Here is a 17,983-nt window from a genome sequence, read left to right as displayed (position 1 = left end):
AATATCTTTTACCAGGGGGTATGGCTGAAGCAAATATCAGTAAACACAAAGCCGATGTATATTCGGTTTCGTAAATACTGCTGCGTCAAATAGATATCAAGCTAACTAGCACCATAGAGTCAGTATAAACCCAACATACTATTTACTAATACAAAAACAGGGCATGAATGCTTAAGAATATGACAAACCTCAACAAAATTTTAGAAAACTACAGAATTGGAAGAGAGTTTGAGCAAAAAGAATGCAAAATGGGTATGAACTGACAGCTTAGTTACATCAAAAAGAAAGAAATTTTCAATTTGATGCAACTAAAATTGAATGACTATGCGTTGATTTGCGTAACCAGTTTGTTGATTTTGCCCATCAAGTTTGGTGCTAGTTTAGAGATCTCACGCTGTTCTTCAAGCACTGACGAAAGAATGTCATTGCCTGTTAGTGGGTTTGCTAATACCACGCGGAAAACGATGATTGGCTGATGTACCCATGCTTCAGGGTTTAAGCGTGTACGTGACACGAAAGACTTACCTGTTTCACGCTGCTTCTTCTGAATAAACTTAGTCAGCTCATTGAGCAACTCATTCAGTTCGACACGATGTTCAGGCTCAGCTTTAAGCAGTGCCGCTTTGACTGACTCAGGGACATAGCGATAAGTCAGTAGGCAAAGCTCAGGTTCTGAAACCAGCTCGAAGTCGCTCTGATCTTTAATTAGGTCGGCAAAGTAGCGCGCTTTGTTGATGCTTTGGTCGATCAGCAGTTCATAACCTGGGCGGCTAATGATGTGCATTGCGGCGTAAACCAGCATTGCCATACCTGAACGAGAACCTTCTAACGTATGGCTGCCTAAATCTTTTGAGCCTTTACGAAGAATGTATTGAGCATGATGTTCAATCGCAGTCATCGCATCTGGCTTCTTAAACAGAACCATACCCGCGCCCATAGGGATATAAAGCTGTTTATGCGCATCAATCGTGACTGAATCCGCCAGTTCAATACCATCAAGTAGGTGACGATGATTGTTAGACATCAGAGTCGCACCGCCCCAAGCTGCATCAACGTGGAAATGACAATCGGATTCGGCACACACCTCAGCAATGTCTCTTAGCGGGTCGATATTACCGGTTTCGGTTGTACCAGCCACACCAATGACGGCGAAAGGTTTGATCTTGTTCTGCTTGAGCTGCTCGATCTTGAGTCTTAAATCATCAGTACAAATACGGTTGTCGTTATCTGTTTTAACAGACACTAGACCTTCTTGACCAATACCAAGGACATCCGCGGCTTTTTTCAGAGAGTAGTGGCCACGTTCAGAGACTAAGATGGCAAGGCCTTCGTAGTCGTAGTGCTTCATGGCTTTAAACAGGCCTTCTTTTTCTACACCTTTGAACGAACCTTGCGCTTTTAGTGCGTTGTTACGTGCAACCCAGAGCGCTGTAATGTTCGCGATGGTACCGCCAGAACAAAACGCACCTAAAGAGTGGTTTGCGCTGTGCATCCAACGAGAATAAAACTGGTCACTATCTTGATAAATCAGGCGATGTAACATGCCCAGAACTTGACGTTCTAGGGGAGTGAAAGCTTTTGAGGTCTCGATTTTTACTAGATTCTGATTCAACGCAATCATGATTTTTGAAAGCGGCATCAGGAAGTACGGCAACGCAGAGGTCATATGGCCAATAAAACTTGGCGAAGACGTGTGAACCGAATGAGACACAAGAGAATCGAGGAGATGCTCAGTATGTTCAGAAACAAACTCAGGCTGCTCTGGGATATGAGCATTTGAAAAATCTTTCTCAATTTCACGTAGCGGCTTTTCTTCAGCCACAATATGTTCACGTAAGAATTGATTCAGGTTTCGTGAAAGTTTGTCTTCAATTTGAGTGAGTGTTGAATCTGGGCCTTCAGGTACCGTGAAGATACGTAGAAGACTGTCGAAGCTAACATCTGCTGTTTTTTGTTCCGTAACCATAGCAAGCGAGTTATTTTTCTAATATTGACGCGAGCGGGACAATCTAAACGAAAACGGGAACAATGTCCCGTCTTAATTATGAAATCCAACTTCTCAAAAAAGCATATTAAATGCGGGGTTATTTACACTTAATCGCTTCAAGTTTACTGATCGACTGGTTGTAACGCTGCAGCGCTGAGTCGATTTGCTTAGGGTGACTAAGCAATTCTGCAAAGGCAGAACGTAGTTCGTAGTTTTGAGCGTGAGGCGTTGATTGGCGGTCATCGAATGTTGTTTTCGCGATTTTACCAAGCTCATCATCACGTGTTGATAGCGTTTTAATGTCGTGTTGCTCAAGTTGCAACCAACCTTCTACAGGTTGCTCTGTTGCCACTTTGCTTGAGTCGTTTACTAAGTAGTAGTGAACCGCAGCACGGTTAAGCTCAAAGTGGTGCTTACGACCTTCTAGGAACCACTCACTCACTTCTGTTAGCTCTGGATATTGCTCAGAGGTTAATGCAGCAAGGTCGGCATACCAATTCAAAGAAGCGTCGATGTACGCATCATATTTTTTTGCTTGGCACTGGTTTGTCTCAGACATTGAATCTGCTGCAAAAGAGAAAGTAGAAGTTGAAGCTAGCAGTAATGCGACGCAAAGGCGTTTCATAGTGGTTCCTTTTGTAAGTTTATTCTTTTTATAACTTTGTCGTTACAGGTTACCGTGATCGTTATTTGTTGAGCAATGACACTTAGTGTCTTTTTATTTCGGTAACTGTATCGGTGTCTTGGGCATTGGTATTCGAGTTGCATTCTAATCTAAAACAAACGCTATTCCTGCGATCTAGTTAGCAAGAGATACAAAGAACAACATCAATATCGGAACAAGCAAGCTGAGGATAAAGCCACTGACGATAGCGATAGGCACACATCTAACGCCGCCTGTTGTTTGAATGACCGGTAAGGTGAAGTCCATCGCAGTCGCACCAGCATAACCAATGGAAGTGCATGGGTAGCTGCGAATTAGCACTGGAATCAGTACCAAGGCAACTAACTCTCTTAACAGCTCAAGCATGAAAGAAGCGCCACCATAGACAGGACCAAAGGCGTCACCCATTAAGATACCAGCCAGAGAGTACCAACCAAATCCAGAAGACATTGCCAAGGCTTTGAACAGAGGGATATCTAGGATGTAAGCCGCGATTACACCACCTAACATTGAGGTGATGATAATGGTGATTGCGATAACCATACCGTGCTTGTTGAGTAAGATCTGACGAAGTGTGAGTCCGCTATTACGCAGCTGAATGCCGATAAAGAATAGAAGAACAAACAGAATCCATTCGCTTGCGGTATCAACCCAATCAAGGCCAATAGGCAGCACTAAGCCAGCGATTAGCCCTGAACCTACCACTAAGATGAGTTTTGCAGATTCCATCGCCATAGAAGAGAGGGGAAGCTTCTTCTTGCTACTGTCGGTTTTGAGTGGCAATAACTTATCAATAGCGGGCAGTGCCATTAGGTTACATACGCTTAAGCAGACAAAGAAAGTGACGGTATATAGAAGGATTGTCTGCAGGTTACTGCCTAGGTTATCGAGGGCGGCTAAGCTTAGTCCCATTAACGCCAGAATCACGTAGATCAACCGCGATGTTGAGCGGTTGATAAATTCTAATGTCTGAGCGTTCGAAATTGCAAAAAGATACCCCACGACGAGTGGCGCAAATATAAAGATCATCCCTGTAAACATGCTTTCCCCATTGCATTTACTTCATATTACACTTACTTGTAATTTAACAGTGACTTAGAAGCCGCTAGTATTGATCACGTCGCTTAGCTTTGCATTAAAATCATGCTTGCTCAAGTTGCTTAATTTATAAAGCACCTCTGCACCTGTCACGTTAAGTTCAACTTCGTGATCATCGATGTTCTCATCCTTGTTTCTGAACATCAGCAGGTGGTTAGCGATTCGAGCGATATCTAAGTAAGAGACTTCACGCTGTTCGTGGTTATTGATGGTATTGCTGCACACATCAATAAAGTCGCTGTCGAAGCCCCAACGGTTAAGCACCAATTTACTGGTAGCAGAACATTGGCCTTGGAAGATTTGTAGAGCGATGTCGTGATCTAGGTAATTGCCATTTTCGAGGTAGAGGTGGTATTCGCTAACCAAACAGAACAAACCAATATCAGCCAGTAATCCAACAAGCAGCGATTTTTCATGCTCAAGGTAACGGTATTCAGTAGGGGAGAGCTCTTTGAAGCTGTTGGTAACAAGCACCATAGTAGCGCCCAGCTCTTTTGATACAGAAGCGCTCTGAACCAATACCTTATTACATTCTTTACTGAGGTTGACTGAGTGTTTGAGTTGCTCAATAGCCTGAGCCGTCACGATGTCACGTACTCTTAATATGCCAAGGCGCGACACCGCCGTCATAATATCAACACAAGTAATATTACGTCGGTTAAAGACGACAGAGTTAGCCACACGAATGACAATAGCAGCGAGGCCTGGGTCTTCGAGTAAGCACTCGGCAACGTCAGCAATCCCAGTTGATTCAAGGGTACAAAGCGATTGAATCTTCAGTACAACGTTAGGGATAGGAGGAAGTGTTATTTTTCCCGCTGAGATAGAATGTCCAACAAGTTGGGCAAACTCTGATTCTAGACCCTTTAAGAGAAGAGTCTTATTTTGAGGTAGCCAGAAAAACGATAAATGATTCATATAAAAAGTAAAAACAGGTCTGTCCTGCCATTTTACAAGCCACGATGCTGCGAGGCAATACTCACCCGTCTACATAACCTTTAATAATTTGAACCGGTGTATCACTAGGTGTCCAAATTCAAGCATGGTTTGATAGTTTACTGTGAAGTCAATCATGAAAAACCGGAATACTCAATTGATTGATGTGAACTAAGTCCAGACTTATTTTTCTTTTCGAAGTATGATTTATTTAAAGGTGAAAAACGAAACCATAATATTCACCTATAGAATAACAAAATAGATTTAAAATTTTCGCATAACAAGCTGCTTGTCTGGTGATCAACCTAATCGGGGTAATTTGATTAAGGATCAACGGATATGACCGAGACAGCATTTATTAATTACGTGAATCAATTTGGTGAGCATCAAAAACGTTCTATGTTCGGAGGTATTGGCCTCTTTCAAAATGACGCTATGTTCGCTTTATTGAGTGAAGGTTGTTTATTCATTAGAGGTGGAAAATCATTAGATAAAAAACTGACCGATCTTGATTGTGAAAAGTATCGTCATGTAAAGAAGCAGACAACAGCAACCGTAAACTATTACGACATTACGGATCTGTTTACCTGTGAACATCCTGAATTGGATAGTATTATTCGTACTTCAATCGATAATTCAATTCAGCAGCGTAGCTTCAAGAAGTCATCAGCTAGCCGTAGATTAAGAGATCTACCAAACATGCAGCTTACGTTAGAGCGCATGGTTAAAAAGGCGGGTGTGGATGATGTTTCAATGTTTATGCAGTTGGGCGCACCTGAAGTGTTTAATAAGGTTCGCGAAGCGTACGGAAACGATGTTGACCTAAAACTACTTTGGAAATTTGCGGGTGCAATTGATGGTATTCACTGGAAACTATTACAAGAGCCACGCAAGCAGCAATTACTAAAGAGCTGCCACTAAAGAAGTTTACCTTATATGCTTAAGATTACTGTTAATAAATAAAAACCGAGGAATGTCCTCGGTTTTTTTGTTTCTGTCTTAGCCGGATTTCTTAAAAGACTAAGTATCAAAAGGCTAAGTGCTCATAGAGAGCTTATTTGCTAGGGCTTGAGCTTTAAGTATTAGTACTTGAAGCGAGCAGTGAACATAAGTTGGTCACCGTAGAAGTCGTTAATACGAGCTTCAGCACCTAAAGAGAAAAGCTCTGTAGAGTGGAAACGCGCGTAAACAGAACCTGTCCAATCATCGTTGTCATCGATAGAAACGTAACCACCTTTACCACCAACTTCTAGTTGTGGACCAAGCCATTGGCGAACACCAATGTTGATTTCCATACCGATATCAGTAGAGCTTGAGTTCTCAGGTTGAACGATACGAGCTAGCATTTCACCTGTTAGGTCTGCCCAGTTGTTTAATGGAGCGTGGAAACCAAGACCTACAGCTGAGTCGTAATCGCTTTCAAATTCTGAATCGATACGTGCTATAGCGTGAGCGTTCGGGTGAATGGACTTACTGAACGCACCACCAAATGTTACTGGGCTAGCACCGATACGTGCTTCAAAGTAATCATAGTTAAAGTTGCTCATTACCTGTGGTTGTTCATCAACAGCTAGTGCTTGACCAGAAGCCAATAGCATAGCGGTAGTAAGTAGAATTTTGCGCATAACGACCGTAAACCTATATTAGTGTTAATTCCTTTGGTTTGAGACAAATCGGCAAACCATAAACATTGAGACAGTTTAATCTAACTCACGGAAAAGTAATCCTTTAAAATGTAAAACCTTACTCATTTAGTTAAAAAACAAGCAAATTAAGGATCAGTATGTAACGGAGATCTCATGTTTAGGGCGAATGAGAAAAATAGACGAGCGAATTATCCAAAATTTGTATACATTCGGAAGGTTTTTATATCGGATGACGCTATTCTCAGTATCCATTAACCAATCAGTGCTATTCACCAAAACTGGTGCGTTTATCCGCCATTGAAGTCAGTATGCGCTCGGTATCTAAGATGGAAGTCCAGTTTAGCAATTGCTTGTCGTTGGCAATGACATAGTCAGTCAATTGTTGAGTAATCGTGTCTCTCAGTTGGTCGCCTTGCCAAGGTTTTGAAATATAGAAATCAAGTGCTGCGTTGTTAATGGCTGTGACGGTATCTTCTAGCCCAGCTTGCCCGGTGAGCAACAGCTTACGCGTTGGTTTAGTAGCGTCGTGTTGGTTGAGTTCGATCAGAAAATCAATGCCGGTTTCTTCTGGCATGATGTGGTCGCATAAGATTAACGCGAGCTTAATACCATCTTGTCCCATTTCTTTGATTACTTGCTTGGCTTCATCGACCGACTCTGCACCTTCAACCAGAAAGTTCTCTTCAAATATCGCCAAGTCCTGAAGGACACTATTGAGAACTTCAGGTTCATCATCGACACATAAAATTAGGTACTTATTCATGAGGTGCTCCTTCTTGTTTGAATGGAAGCCACACTTGCATGTTTGTATGGCTGCCTACCTCTGACTCCACCAAAATAAACCCTTGATGAGCCGAAACGATTTGTTGAGAAATGGATAACCCAATCCCTAAACCAAAGTTGCCTTCTTTTTTAGTCGTGAAATTTGGGTTGAAAATGGTGTTGATGTCTTCTTTGGCAATGCCGTGGCCAGTATCGGAGATTTGCACCACAAGAAACGCGTCGTCGCCTTTTGTCTGTTGAGAAGTGGTGATGGTCACTTTTCCTCGTTCAGATAGGGCATCGAGCGCATTGGAGATAAGGTTGGTCCACACTTGTTGCAGCGAGAGCGACTGGCACAATAAAGGCGGTAAGTCGGTATCGTAATGCTTTTCGAGTTGGTGGTGTTTAAGCCTGTTTTCGAAGATCACTAAGGTATCTTCAAGCCCTTCGTGGATATCTGTGTAGTGGCGAACTTCTTCATCTTCTCTAGCATAGCTTTTTAAGCTTTTGACCATATCGGCAATACGCTTGCTGCACACTTGAATTGAGCGGATAGAGTTTCCAACATAATGGTAATGCTCTAAGTCATTGAGCAGCTCTTTGCCTGCGACAGGGGACGCCTTTAATGTGTTTAGAACCGTAGAGTCTTGGCTTAGGTTTAGTCTCACGGCTTTTTTTGCTAAAGCACGGTCATTAATCGTCGACGTAAGATGCTTTACGAGCTGTCTTTCTTGGGCTGTTGATAGTGGCTTAGCTAACTTTGAATGTGCCAGTACGTCAGTCCCTTTATTGGACTCTGGAACGGATAGGTTTGCCAATATTTGGTCGAGATGGTCTGACAGAGTTTCGATGCTTCTTAATATGGCAGCAATCGGGTTATTCAGCTCATGTGCGACTCCCGCGACTAGCTGCCCGAGCATCGCCATTTTCTCTTTCTCGATCAGTTGTTGATGTGCAGACTCTAATGATTCTAGTGTCTGCTGCAGTTTGATCTTATTGGTGATGCTGCGTTGCAAACGTCGATTAAAATGACGGAGCAATAGATTGGTAAATAAAGGCAGCAGGGTATTGTTTGAATGCATCACCTGAGCAAAGCTATCTTTATCCAGTTTGATAACGCGAGTCTGCGTTAGGGTGATCGCCGTAGAAAACGAAGGCTCGCCTGTTACAAATGACATCCCGCCAACAATGTTCCCTTTGGAGTGACGTACCACTTCCCGCTGTTGCCCAAGTTCATCTTTCTTATAAAGAGCTGCTTCACCCTCAATGATCAGCCATAAAAAGCGATTGTCTTCGCCTTCCACAGTGAGTAGATGCTCGGGGGAATAGTCACGAATGGCCTTAGTTTTGTCATCTTTTGAAAACACATCTTGTAAGGCACTGACGACACGTTCTGCAAGGGCATTATCAGAAAGCTGGTGGTAGTCGTGAATGAAACCCGATTGGAAAGAGTGAATCTTTTGCTCAATGTGCGCTCTGAGTAAGCGTTGTTGATCCAATGCATCGCTGTAAGAGAGCAGGTTTTCTGAGTCGTATTGGATAACAAAAGAGGTCAGCTCTTTTTGCGCTGATTTGAACAGAACCTGATCTTGAACCGGTTTGGTTAAACAGTGGTTGAGCCTACCTTCATTCACAGCGGTTAAAATGGATTGAATGTCTGACGAAGCGCTGACTAATATCGTTCTTGCGGTATTACTATGGGGCAGCTGTTGAAGTTCAATCAGGAATTGCACGCCATTAAATTCAGAATGATGATGAGTGATCACCAAGGCAACGGTTTGGTTGTGATCATGAATATCTTCTAATGCGTGATGTGCGTCTTCTATGTTCTCGGCAGTATAAATATCGAATACAGAAGCCAACGGAGCCAGCTCCGAACGTATTCTTTCAATGCTAACCGGATTATTGTCCAAACAGATAACAGCGTATTGATTCACAGCTCAACCTTAATAGTAGCGACGTCTTTAGCCTAGCAAGAACCGCCGAATAAGGATGAGAGCTAGCCGTTAATTTATTGAGGCAATCGAAGTATCGAGCAATAGACTGATTTAACTCAATGTTTCTTGTTTGCTACTGATGGGTTAGACTAAAAAAAATAGACACGTGTAGAAAGAGAACTCATGGAACAGTTAAGAAAAATTGGTGCTATTGGCGGAGCAATCTCACTGGCACTTTGTTGGCCGCTAGCGGTTGGGCAAATTGGACAAAATGCGATTACCGATGGCGTTGCAAAGCTTAACAATTCAAGCATTCAAGCTGAGATCGTGGAATACGATAGAGGTTACTTGTCTTCCAACGTAACCACTCGTTTAACTGTGATGGATGAAAACCTGAAAGAGCAACTTGCGATTGATGGGTTGCCGAGTGAGTTTGTCATAAATAGTGCGGTTAGCCATGGTTTGGTGAGTCTAAATGCACTGTCGACGTTTGAGAATACCGATATTCTGCCTTTAACTCTGACCACTAGTACTGAGCTAAACGGCAACACTGACTTTAACTTTGAGTTAAGCCAGTTCAATCACCAAGGTTCTGAAGAGAATGGGACTTCGGTCTCGATCACTAAATCGAATCTTTCTGGCCATGCGACTGTTTTAGGCCAAGTTGATTACGAGCTTTCAATCCCTTCAGTTCAAATTGATTTTGAAACCGGTGAAGAGGTAACGCTGTCTAATCTGAAAGGTGTGGGTTCAGGCCAACAAGCGAAAGGCTACTGGTTAGGTACTCAGAATTTTACTATCGATAGCTTCTTGGTTTCAGATTCTGCAATGCAGCCTTTCATGACCATTGAAAATTCTAAGTACGATTTTGAATCACATCTAGATGAAGCAACTAAGCGTCTGCGCAGCAACCTCAAGCTAGATATCGCAAACATCGAGACCAGTGAAGGCCAGTTGAACAACCTAAACGTCGATTTTGAAATGTCGAAGTTGGATAGCGAGTCGTTTGAGAAAATCTTTGAGATTTACCAATCTAATCCTGTGATGACGCAAGAAGACGTTGCAGAGATCATTCCATTTATCGATATCCTGTTTGCTAAAGGTTTCGACCTTTCAATGAACAACATGTCGTTAGAGTTAGGTAAGGGACAGTTCGAATCTAAGTGGTTGGTGAGCGTGCCGGAAGGGACCGAAAACATCAGCAGCAACCCTTCGATGATCATGCTTGCATTAACGGGCAACGTTCACTCTAGCTTCTCAAATGAACTTGTTGAAGAGTATCCATTCATCCGTGAAGGTATCGATGAATTGCTTGTGATGGAAATGATCAAGGAAACAGACAGTGGTTATGAAATCAGCGCTGACTTAGAAAATGGAAACCTAGTGTTCGAAAATGGACAAGAAATTCCATTAATCGCTCTACTTATGCCGGTTTTTGTTCAATAAACAGAGCAGGCGTGAATACTGATAGGGTGATTTAGCAGGTTAAGCTTAAACATTTTATACGGTACAAAACAAAAGAGGTCTTAAGACCTCTTTTGTTGTTTTTATGTTGGGTAAAACATGGTATTACTTGCATAGTTATTATTTAGCAGGAGCAATCATCCCCATGGAACTTACATTAGATAACGTATTCAACTTCAGTGCTGGCCCAGCTGCACTGCCTAAACCGGTAATGAAACAAGCGCAAGCGGACTTTATTGATTGGAATGGTTTAGGGACTTCCGTGATGGAAATCAGCCATCGCAGCAAGGAATTTATTCAAGTTGCTGACGAGTCCGAACAGGACCTACGTGATCTTCTGAACATCCCAGACAACTACAAAGTTCTTTTCTGTCAGGGGGGCGCTCGTGCTCAATTCGCTGCTGTTCCTCTAAACCTTTTAGGTGATGCGACGAAAGCGACTTACATTGATGCGGGTTACTGGGCAGAAAGTGCAGTGACTGAAGCGAGCAAATATTGCGAAATCGATGTATTCAACGCGAAGACGTCAATTGATGGTAAAGCAGCGGTTGTTCCGGCTAAAGATTGGAAAATTGACCCGGAAGCTGCGTATGTACATTTCTGTCCGAATGAAACCATCGATGGTATTGAAATCAGCGAGCTTCCTCAAACGGATAAGCCAATCGTAGCGGATATGTCATCTAACATTCTGTCTCGTAAGATTGATGTGTCTCAGTACGGTGTTATCTACGCGGGCGCGCAAAAGAATATCGGCCCTGCGGGTATCTGCATTGCAATCGTACGTGATGATCTACTCGAACTCGCAAACGACGTGTTGCCGAGTATTCTGAACTACAAAGTACTTGCTGAAAAAGACTCAATGTTCAACACACCACCAACGTACGCTTGGTACCTATCAGGCCTTGTGTTCAAGTGGCTGAAAGCTCAAGGTGGCGTTGAAGCGATGGAGTTGGTGAACAAAGAGAAAGCAGCGCTGCTTTACGATGCAATCGATAGCTCAGCTTTCTACAAAAACGATGTTCACACTGCAAACCGTTCTAGAATGAACGTGCCGTTCCAACTGGCGAAACCTGAGTTAGATGGCAAGTTCCTAGAATTGGCTGATGCTGCAGGTCTGAAATCACTGAAAGGGCATAGAGCAGTAGGTGGAATGAGAGCTTCACTTTACAACGCAATGTCTCTGGAAGGCGTTCAAGCGCTGGTTAGCTTCATGAAAGATTTCGAAGAGAAATACGCTTAATCGATGATAGGGCTTTGACTGATAAATTGCTTATTTGATTTTTATTGTGTCGAATGCACCGAACGAGATAGATGCCGCTTTTGCGGCATTTTTTTTGTCGTTAATAATAAAGGGTATGGTATGTTGATTTATTGTAAGAACAGTCATCCAGAGATATGACGGATGTATCAGAATGAGCAGACCTTTCTCTTAAAGCGAGAGTATCAACTGTTATTTAGGCACTTTTTACTATATAACGTGTCGCCCAAAGCTAGGTCTCTAATCATGAGCAGTGAGCGATAAGCCGCATCGCCCGGTTTATTGATGGGCGATTAAAATCCAACGTCTAATTTTTACCACAAGGAACCAAGTGTGAGGTTATTGAGTCTATTTGCGATGCTATTTCCGGCCGTTGCTTGTTCGTCCACACTTGAAATATGGGCTGGTATTAATTATGAAACGGCCGATTATGTAAAAGAACATATCGAAGCGATGACTGATCATCGTGTAGAAATTCGTTCGTTTGACGTCAACAGTATTCGTTCTGAACTGCTTGTTGCTGATCCTAGAGACAATACCTTTCCCGACGCCATCTGGGTTCCTTCTGACTTCTTAGGTCTAACTGAATATATCGATTTAGCGACGCTTCCTGATGCTTGGGTCGATACCCAACGCTATGAGAAAAAAGCGCTTGATGCAGTGGTCATCAACGGTGAGCTTAAGGCGTTACCGGTTGGTATTGGAAACCAAGTCGTTCTGTATTCGAGCAAGCCTCAAGCGCAAGTCGTGACATGGGAGAGCCTAATTGAACGCTCTGCTCAGTCCGATCAAGTGAGCGTGCTTTTTCCCAATCCAAACATGTACTTCTATCTAGCTTTCTATCAGCTTTTTTCTGAAGACTTATTATCGTCGAAGAATGTTAATGGTGAAGGGTTAGTTGCTATCTTTGATTTCATCGACATGTTGCAGCAGAAAAAAGTCATCGAATCATCGTGCAGCGATATTTGCGCGAGGCAGAGGTTCATCAATGGGGAAGTCGAGTTTTTGATTGACGGTGATTGGGCGTTCAGCGAACTCGATGCCGCCTTTGGTCGAGATTTGTACATCAATTCGTTGCCGACCTATCGTGGTGAAAGTATGTCTTCATTTAGTGGCGCAAAGGTTTTTGCTGTCACGGAAAAAGGCATGCAAAACCCAGATAAGAAATTGGCTTTGAAAGAAGTCGTTCAATACCTGCAATCAAACAGTTTCACCTATTTAGCTCACTCGAGTGCCATGGTTTCGCCGTTTTATGAGGTTAATCAACGCCGTGTTGAGGAAGGTAACCAGACACTTTCAAATATGTACGATGAGTTTCAAGCATCGCAAATGATGTCGAGTGACTACAAGATGGCGATCGTTTGGGAGGCATCGGCTCGGGCGTATCAGCGTTACAAGTCAGGGATGCCAAAGAGTGAACTGCATAAGTTTTACAATGATTTTGTTCAATATTACTCGGCGAATATGAGGGTAAGAGATTGAAGCTATCATTAAAATACACCATGGGCTTGGTGTTGCTGGCTTGCTCAATGCTTCCTGTTTACCTAGCGGGACAGTTGATTCTCAATAAACAAAACCAAAGTTCTTTAGAGCAAAAAGAAACCAAGCTGGACAACTCTACGACCGGTATTCGTCAAACCGTACAAGAGCAAATTAAGCTGACGGCGAGCCTAACTCAATGGTATTCGCATGACCGATCATTGATTAAAGCGGGTGGTAATATCTTTTTCTCGAGTGTTGTTTGGGACAAGATGGATAGCTTCAATGCGCTAGCGGAGAGTGTGTCCGCGACTTATATTCTGGACCAAAACTGGAAGCCCATTTATGACAGCAAAGGCAGCTTGTACCATTTTGAGCAGAGCCAGTTATTAGAAAGCTTGAAGCGTCCTCAATCGGTTTATGGGCAAGGGAAATTGTTCCACACCGAGTTTACCGAAACTGAAGTGGCGGATAATGCCGCTGCAGGTATCGCTTTTGTCGCGCCGATTTTACCTTATCGTTTGATAGAAGGTTCTACATACACGCCGCAGGGTTATCTTGTGGTTCTTATGGGGTATGACAGACTTAAGACTAAAGTGACGCCTTTCCTTTATCAAAATGAGTCGGTTGAGTTTAACTATATTGATTCAACGGATGCTCAATCTTCTGAACAAAGTGCGAACATTATCTCTATCGACAGCACATTCTTTACCGACAAATTGGTACTGAACGTCAAACATCATATTTCCGACAGTGAGCGTTTATTAGAGATGCAACAAGCTCAGGTGGTCTTTGTCAGAATATTGGTGGCGACGCTTGCCATCGCGATTGTGTTTGCTCTGTTCCTAAGCCGCTGGTTCTCAGGGCAGTTAAACCTGTTGGCTGAATCTGTTACGTCGTATTCGCATAACCAGTCACCGACTCATAGTGTGGATGAACATCGTTTTACAGAGTTCGTCACGCTGAGTCGTTTATTGGAAACCTTGTGGGGTCGCATACAATACCAAGTCCGTGAGCTTACAGAAAGTAACGATAAACTCGAAAGGTTTAATGTTCTGCTAGAGGACTTAGTTGAAGAGAAAACCAGCAAGTTAACGTATTCGCTCGCGCGTGAAGAATCCCAGAAGCATCGTCTTTTGAAGATCGTTCAGTTTGCATCATCAAGACACGCGGCTGAATATCGGTTGATTCCTCAAATGGTCGATCAAGAGTTAAAGACATTACTTGTTCAACATTCGATTCAGTTTCATTTTAACCGGACTGGCGAGGCTGACCTGATACTCTGTGACTCACAGGGGACGGCGATCGGGTATTTTTGTTCAAGTTCATTTGATGTCCTCAGTGAAGAAGATCTTCTGATTTTTGACATGTACCAAAAACAGTTAGCTGGTTGGCTAGAGCTCGAAAATATTACACGGATTAACATGCCGACTGGCTGTTTGAATCGTAAAGCTTTTAATGAAGATCTCGAATTCAGTAAACGCAGCATTAACGACAATCAAAATCAGATTTCTTTGATCATTATTGATATCAATGGCTTGAAAACGACCAATGATGTTCATGGGCATGAGATCGGGGATGAGCTGATACAGCGCTGCGTAGACGTAATCAGCCACGAATTGACACCTGCCAGTAATCTATACCGTTTGGGTGGAGATGAATTTGCGGTGCTTACCTTAACGTCTGGTGAGTCGAGTTCGCTCAATGTCGCAAAGATGACTGAGCAGTTGTACATTGCTCAGGAGCAACAGGCAATCGAGACTAAAGCGGGTATCTCTATTCCTGTCAGATTCTCGATTGGTGCAGCCTCTAGTAATTCAACAGACGTTGAGCAATTGTTCTCAGTCGCTGATGAGAATATGTATCAGCAAAAGCGTCTTTATTACCAAACGTTGTCTGTGGTTGGGAAGTAATAATGCCAATCACGCTGACAAATAGCGATCACGATTTTCGACGTCCATTAGAGCGGAACTGCTGCGGTGTGACGTTATAATATGTTTAAACGCTTATGGGAAATGCGCTTAGTCGGGCCAACCGTTGCTTAAACACAGACGATAAAAATGAAAAAGCCCACCAATGGAAAGTTGATGGGCTTTGTGTTTGTATTTAGCTTACGTAACTCAGCTAGAGCCAGAAACTCTTCAAAGGCATCTCAGCGTCAAAGTGATGAGCTATCTGTGCTTGGAGTAGCTCAGCGGTCGCAATAGCGTCAGTTAATGCATGATGCGGCGTGTAGTCGGGTAGGTGGTATCGACGACGACTCTGCCCCAGTCTCACTGAAGCTGGCTTTTTACCTTTTAGCTTATTCCACAAGCCGCCAGCCAGTTTATTTTGGATCTGAGATTCAATCTCGAGCGTGTCGAGGACTGGGAACTCAATGCCTTCACCTAATCTCACTTTCAATGCATTATCCAAAAAGTCACGTTCGATACGACGATAGTGAACCACTGGGATATGTCCCGCCATTGATTCCAAGATCTCGCCCAACACTTCGCTAAGATCTGGCGCATCAATGATGTCATTGTGAGTGATGCCATGAATCACGACAGACTCTTCTTCCAACTTCTGTTTTGGTCTCAGCGTCCAGTGTTTAGCTTGTCGCAAGTAGATACGATTGAGCGTAAATGGCACTAAACCAATGGTAATGATGCCGTCTTTGTTTGGGTTTAACCCCGTCGTTTCAAAGTCGACAGCCAAGAACATCACTTCTGAAAGTGGCGTATCAGGCGCAGGAAGAGGTTGGCTATAAAAGTGCTTTAAGCGCTCGTCTCTCGCTCGTTCTAGCTTCTGAGCAAACTTAAATGGCCAATCGACCGCAGGTGATCTGAATAGTTTGTTCATAGGCCCTACTTAAACTTGTTGCTGGCTTGATAACGGAACTTAAGGAAGTTTTGCGCATTACTTAATATTTGGAATGCATCCTTTAGGTTACGTCGTTCGAAGTCAGACAGGTTCTCTGGCTCGATGTTGTTATCAGGTTCAATGTTGTTGTCGACATCGTGTGCTTGGTGGCGAATACGAACCAGAGAGATAAACTCCATCGCATCTTTCAAATCTTGAGCTCGGCCTTTTGGCAGAATGCCAGCGTCAATAATGTCATCTAAGCGTTCGAATGAGTTCTTAGAGCGAGACGCTACCGCGAGCGAGTGAACACGAATCAAATCGGCCAGTGGCGCAGTACCACGACGCTTAAGGTTGATAGAGTTGTTGTGACGGCCATCTTTCTCCATCACGAAATCTTTGAAGAAACCGAGCGGCGGTGTGCGGTTGAGCGCGTTACGAGCAAGACACGCCAAGAAGCGGTTGTTCTTACGTGCGCGTCGAACAATAAAGCTGTTCAATTGTTCCGCCCATTTCAGACGACCATAAACGCCATCTAAGTCGAAGAAGATTGAAGCATTCAACAGTGCTTTCGGGTTTGGATCATCAATCCAATCGGCAAAGCACTCTTCCCATTGGCGACGAGTCATACGCCACGTTGGGTTAGTCGCCATGATGTCGCCAGTACAGTACACATAGCCGCACTGATCTAAGCCATCACAAATGAAGGTCGACAGCTCCTCAAAGTATTTACCGTGCTTTTTCTCGTCGTAGGTATCATCAAGAATAATTGCGTTATCTTGGTCAGTAACCAGCAGCTGTTCATCACGCCCCATTGAGCCGAGTGCGAGGAAACAGTAAGGAATAGGCGCCTTGCCCAATTTCTCTTCGCCCAGTTCGATAATTCGCTGCTTAAAGCTACGACCAATTACCGACATTGCAGTACCCACCATGTGGGCATTGGCATCTTCGTTAACCAAGCGCACAAAGCTGTCTTTCACTTGCTCGGAAAGCACCTTTAGATCTTCAATGCTTTGTTGTTGGAAGATACTACTTACCAATAGCAGTGAGTTTTGAGATTCGTAACGAACAATATCGGTCGCTTCAATAATACCAATCGGCTTCTTATCTTTAAGTACTGGCAAATGGTGCACGTTGTAGCGAAGCATGGTCATCATGGCTTCGTATACATAGGCATTGTGGTCGAGTGAGATAACCTCGGGCGTCATCACGCTGGATACTTCATCCGATGGGTCGAGACCTTCGGCGAGGACACGCGTACATAAATCTCGGTCGGTGATGATGCCAATCACGGGTGTTGAGTCATCTTCATCATCTTCAACGATATCTGGGTCGATGATCAGCAAAGAGGAAACATTATCTTGTGCCATCATGGTCGCGGCTTGCTGAATGGTGCGCGTTTTTTCGATCATTGGCGCTTCGCTGGTCAGTAGCGTTTTAACCTTGGATGTTGTTAGGTCGTTAGCGTCGTTGCTGTCTGAGTTGGCTTGGCGCAGTCGTGCGTTATCTTCTACTTCTACGAAATCGGCAAAGGAGTCGTAGTTGTCGTAGAGCTCTTGGAAGATAGGCTCAGGAATACAGTAGAGTAGGGTGTCTTCAGTCGCTTTAACTGGAAAACGCACCTTGTTGTTGGTCAGTAGGCCCATTTGACCGAACAAGTGGCCTTCATCAAGGCGGTTATAGAGTTCGCCTTTACGACGATAGACTTCGACTTCGCCACTTCGAACGATGTATAAGTCATGTATTTGATCACCAAAGTGAATGATAGGGGTATCTTGGCGGTAATAAGAAATTTCCACGCTACTGGTCACTTTCGCCAACATCTCCTCAGGGAGTTCTGTGAAAGGGGGGTATTGTGCCAGAAAGTTTTGAATCTCTAATAACTCAGCATCCATAATGATCATCCATTGG

At 43.5% G+C, this 17,983-nt stretch carries 14 protein-coding genes; 5 read left to right on the top strand and 9 right to left on the bottom strand.

Features of this window, described 5'->3' with window-relative positions; all coding sequences use genetic code 11:
- Positions 1-322 precede the first annotated feature (322 nt).
- The 4 genes from panP to AB6E51_RS03665 form a co-directional block, all read right to left on the bottom strand.
- Positions 323-1,966 (bottom strand): pyridoxal-dependent aspartate 1-decarboxylase PanP, encoded by a 1,644-nt coding sequence (panP, locus tag AB6E51_RS03680; RefSeq protein ID WP_017060397.1) that lies wholly within the window; start codon positions 1,964-1,966, stop codon positions 323-325.
- A gap of 118 nt (positions 1,967-2,084) precedes the next feature.
- Positions 2,085-2,612, bottom strand: a complete 528-nt coding sequence (locus AB6E51_RS03675) for a hypothetical protein (protein ID WP_017066066.1) — start codon at positions 2,610-2,612, stop codon at positions 2,085-2,087.
- 174 nt (positions 2,613-2,786) lie between these two features.
- Complete coding sequence (locus tag AB6E51_RS03670) at positions 2,787-3,692, bottom strand: lysine exporter LysO family protein (RefSeq protein ID WP_017071961.1); 906 nt, start codon at positions 3,690-3,692, stop codon at positions 2,787-2,789.
- Between the two features lie 54 nt (positions 3,693-3,746).
- Positions 3,747-4,667, bottom strand: a complete 921-nt coding sequence (locus tag AB6E51_RS03665) for an HDOD domain-containing protein (RefSeq protein WP_017066065.1) — start codon at positions 4,665-4,667, stop codon at positions 3,747-3,749.
- Positions 4,668-5,024: 357 nt separating this feature from the next.
- Between AB6E51_RS03665 and AB6E51_RS03660 the strand changes: the two genes are divergently transcribed.
- A complete protein-coding gene (locus tag AB6E51_RS03660; protein ID WP_017060401.1) occupies positions 5,025-5,606 on the top strand; it encodes a TfoX/Sxy family DNA transformation protein in 582 nt (193 codons plus the stop codon).
- Between the two features lie 161 nt (positions 5,607-5,767).
- Here the strand turns inward: AB6E51_RS03660 and AB6E51_RS03655 are convergent, their stop codons facing one another.
- The 3 genes from AB6E51_RS03655 to AB6E51_RS03645 form a co-directional block, all read right to left on the bottom strand.
- A complete protein-coding gene (locus AB6E51_RS03655) occupies positions 5,768-6,310 on the bottom strand; it encodes a hypothetical protein (RefSeq protein ID WP_017065409.1) in 543 nt (180 codons plus the stop codon).
- A 286-nt stretch (positions 6,311-6,596) separates the two neighbouring features.
- Positions 6,597-7,094, bottom strand: coding sequence for a response regulator (locus AB6E51_RS03650; RefSeq protein ID WP_017065410.1), 498 nt, complete (start codon positions 7,092-7,094; stop codon positions 6,597-6,599).
- A complete protein-coding gene (locus tag AB6E51_RS03645; protein ID WP_017060404.1) occupies positions 7,087-9,030 on the bottom strand; it encodes an ATP-binding protein in 1,944 nt (647 codons plus the stop codon). The genes AB6E51_RS03650 and AB6E51_RS03645 overlap by 8 nt, the downstream gene beginning before the upstream one ends.
- Before the next feature lie 183 nt (positions 9,031-9,213).
- Here AB6E51_RS03645 and AB6E51_RS03640 point away from each other — a divergent pair, with 183 nt between their 5' ends.
- The 4 genes from AB6E51_RS03640 to AB6E51_RS03625 all read left to right on the top strand — a co-directional run bounded on the left by AB6E51_RS03640 (position 9,214) and on the right by AB6E51_RS03625 (position 15,144).
- Entirely contained in the window at positions 9,214-10,476 is a 1,263-nt protein-coding gene (locus AB6E51_RS03640; RefSeq protein WP_102333198.1) for a DUF945 family protein, read from the top strand.
- Between the two features lie 163 nt (positions 10,477-10,639).
- A complete protein-coding gene (gene serC, locus AB6E51_RS03635) occupies positions 10,640-11,734 on the top strand; it encodes a 3-phosphoserine/phosphohydroxythreonine transaminase (protein WP_017065411.1) in 1,095 nt (364 codons plus the stop codon).
- 351 nt (positions 11,735-12,085) lie between these two features.
- Positions 12,086-13,234: an extracellular solute-binding protein gene (locus AB6E51_RS03630; RefSeq protein WP_029235305.1), complete on the top strand. Its 1,149-nt coding sequence runs from the start codon at positions 12,086-12,088 to the stop codon at positions 13,232-13,234.
- A 20-nt stretch (positions 13,235-13,254) separates the two neighbouring features.
- Positions 13,255-15,144, top strand: coding sequence for a GGDEF domain-containing protein (locus tag AB6E51_RS03625; protein WP_017065412.1), 1,890 nt, complete (start codon positions 13,255-13,257; stop codon positions 15,142-15,144).
- Between the two features lie 211 nt (positions 15,145-15,355).
- On the opposite strand, the gene AB6E51_RS03620 is transcribed toward AB6E51_RS03625, so the two are convergent.
- Both AB6E51_RS03620 and AB6E51_RS03615 read right to left on the bottom strand, forming a co-directional pair.
- Positions 15,356-16,072 (bottom strand): 3'-5' exonuclease, encoded by a 717-nt coding sequence (locus tag AB6E51_RS03620; protein ID WP_050634574.1) that lies wholly within the window; start codon positions 16,070-16,072, stop codon positions 15,356-15,358.
- A 5-nt stretch (positions 16,073-16,077) separates the two neighbouring features.
- A complete protein-coding gene (locus AB6E51_RS03615) occupies positions 16,078-17,967 on the bottom strand; it encodes a DUF294 nucleotidyltransferase-like domain-containing protein (RefSeq protein WP_048609207.1) in 1,890 nt (629 codons plus the stop codon).
- Between the last annotated feature and the right edge of the window lie 16 nt (positions 17,968-17,983).

Origin of the sequence: Vibrio sp. 10N.247.311.47 (assembly GCF_041467535.1) — a bacterium.
Taxonomy (GTDB): domain Bacteria; phylum Pseudomonadota; class Gammaproteobacteria; order Enterobacterales; family Vibrionaceae; genus Vibrio; species Vibrio crassostreae_C.
This window is presented reverse-complemented; position numbering and strand designations above follow the sequence as displayed.

Coding starts and splice junctions, on each gene's coding strand:
- panP (WP_017060397.1), bottom strand. CDS start 1,966: ATGGTTACGGAACAAAAAACAGCAGATGTTAGCTTCGACAGTCTTCTA.
- AB6E51_RS03675 (WP_017066066.1), bottom strand. CDS start 2,612: ATGAAACGCCTTTGCGTCGCATTACTGCTAGCTTCAACTTCTACTTTC.
- AB6E51_RS03670 (WP_017071961.1), bottom strand. CDS start 3,692: ATGTTTACAGGGATGATCTTTATATTTGCGCCACTCGTCGTGGGGTAT.
- AB6E51_RS03665 (WP_017066065.1), bottom strand. CDS start 4,667: ATGAATCATTTATCGTTTTTCTGGCTACCTCAAAATAAGACTCTTCTC.
- AB6E51_RS03660 (WP_017060401.1), top strand. CDS start 5,025: ATGACCGAGACAGCATTTATTAATTACGTGAATCAATTTGGTGAGCAT.
- AB6E51_RS03655 (WP_017065409.1), bottom strand. CDS start 6,310: ATGCGCAAAATTCTACTTACTACCGCTATGCTATTGGCTTCTGGTCAA.
- AB6E51_RS03650 (WP_017065410.1), bottom strand. CDS start 7,094: ATGAATAAGTACCTAATTTTATGTGTCGATGATGAACCTGAAGTTCTC.
- AB6E51_RS03640 (WP_102333198.1), top strand. CDS start 9,214: ATGGAACAGTTAAGAAAAATTGGTGCTATTGGCGGAGCAATCTCACTG.
- serC (WP_017065411.1), top strand. CDS start 10,640: ATGGAACTTACATTAGATAACGTATTCAACTTCAGTGCTGGCCCAGCT.
- AB6E51_RS03625 (WP_017065412.1), top strand. CDS start 13,255: ATGGGCTTGGTGTTGCTGGCTTGCTCAATGCTTCCTGTTTACCTAGCG.
- AB6E51_RS03620 (WP_050634574.1), bottom strand. CDS start 16,072: ATGAACAAACTATTCAGATCACCTGCGGTCGATTGGCCATTTAAGTTT.
- AB6E51_RS03615 (WP_048609207.1), bottom strand. CDS start 17,967: ATGGATGCTGAGTTATTAGAGATTCAAAACTTTCTGGCACAATACCCC.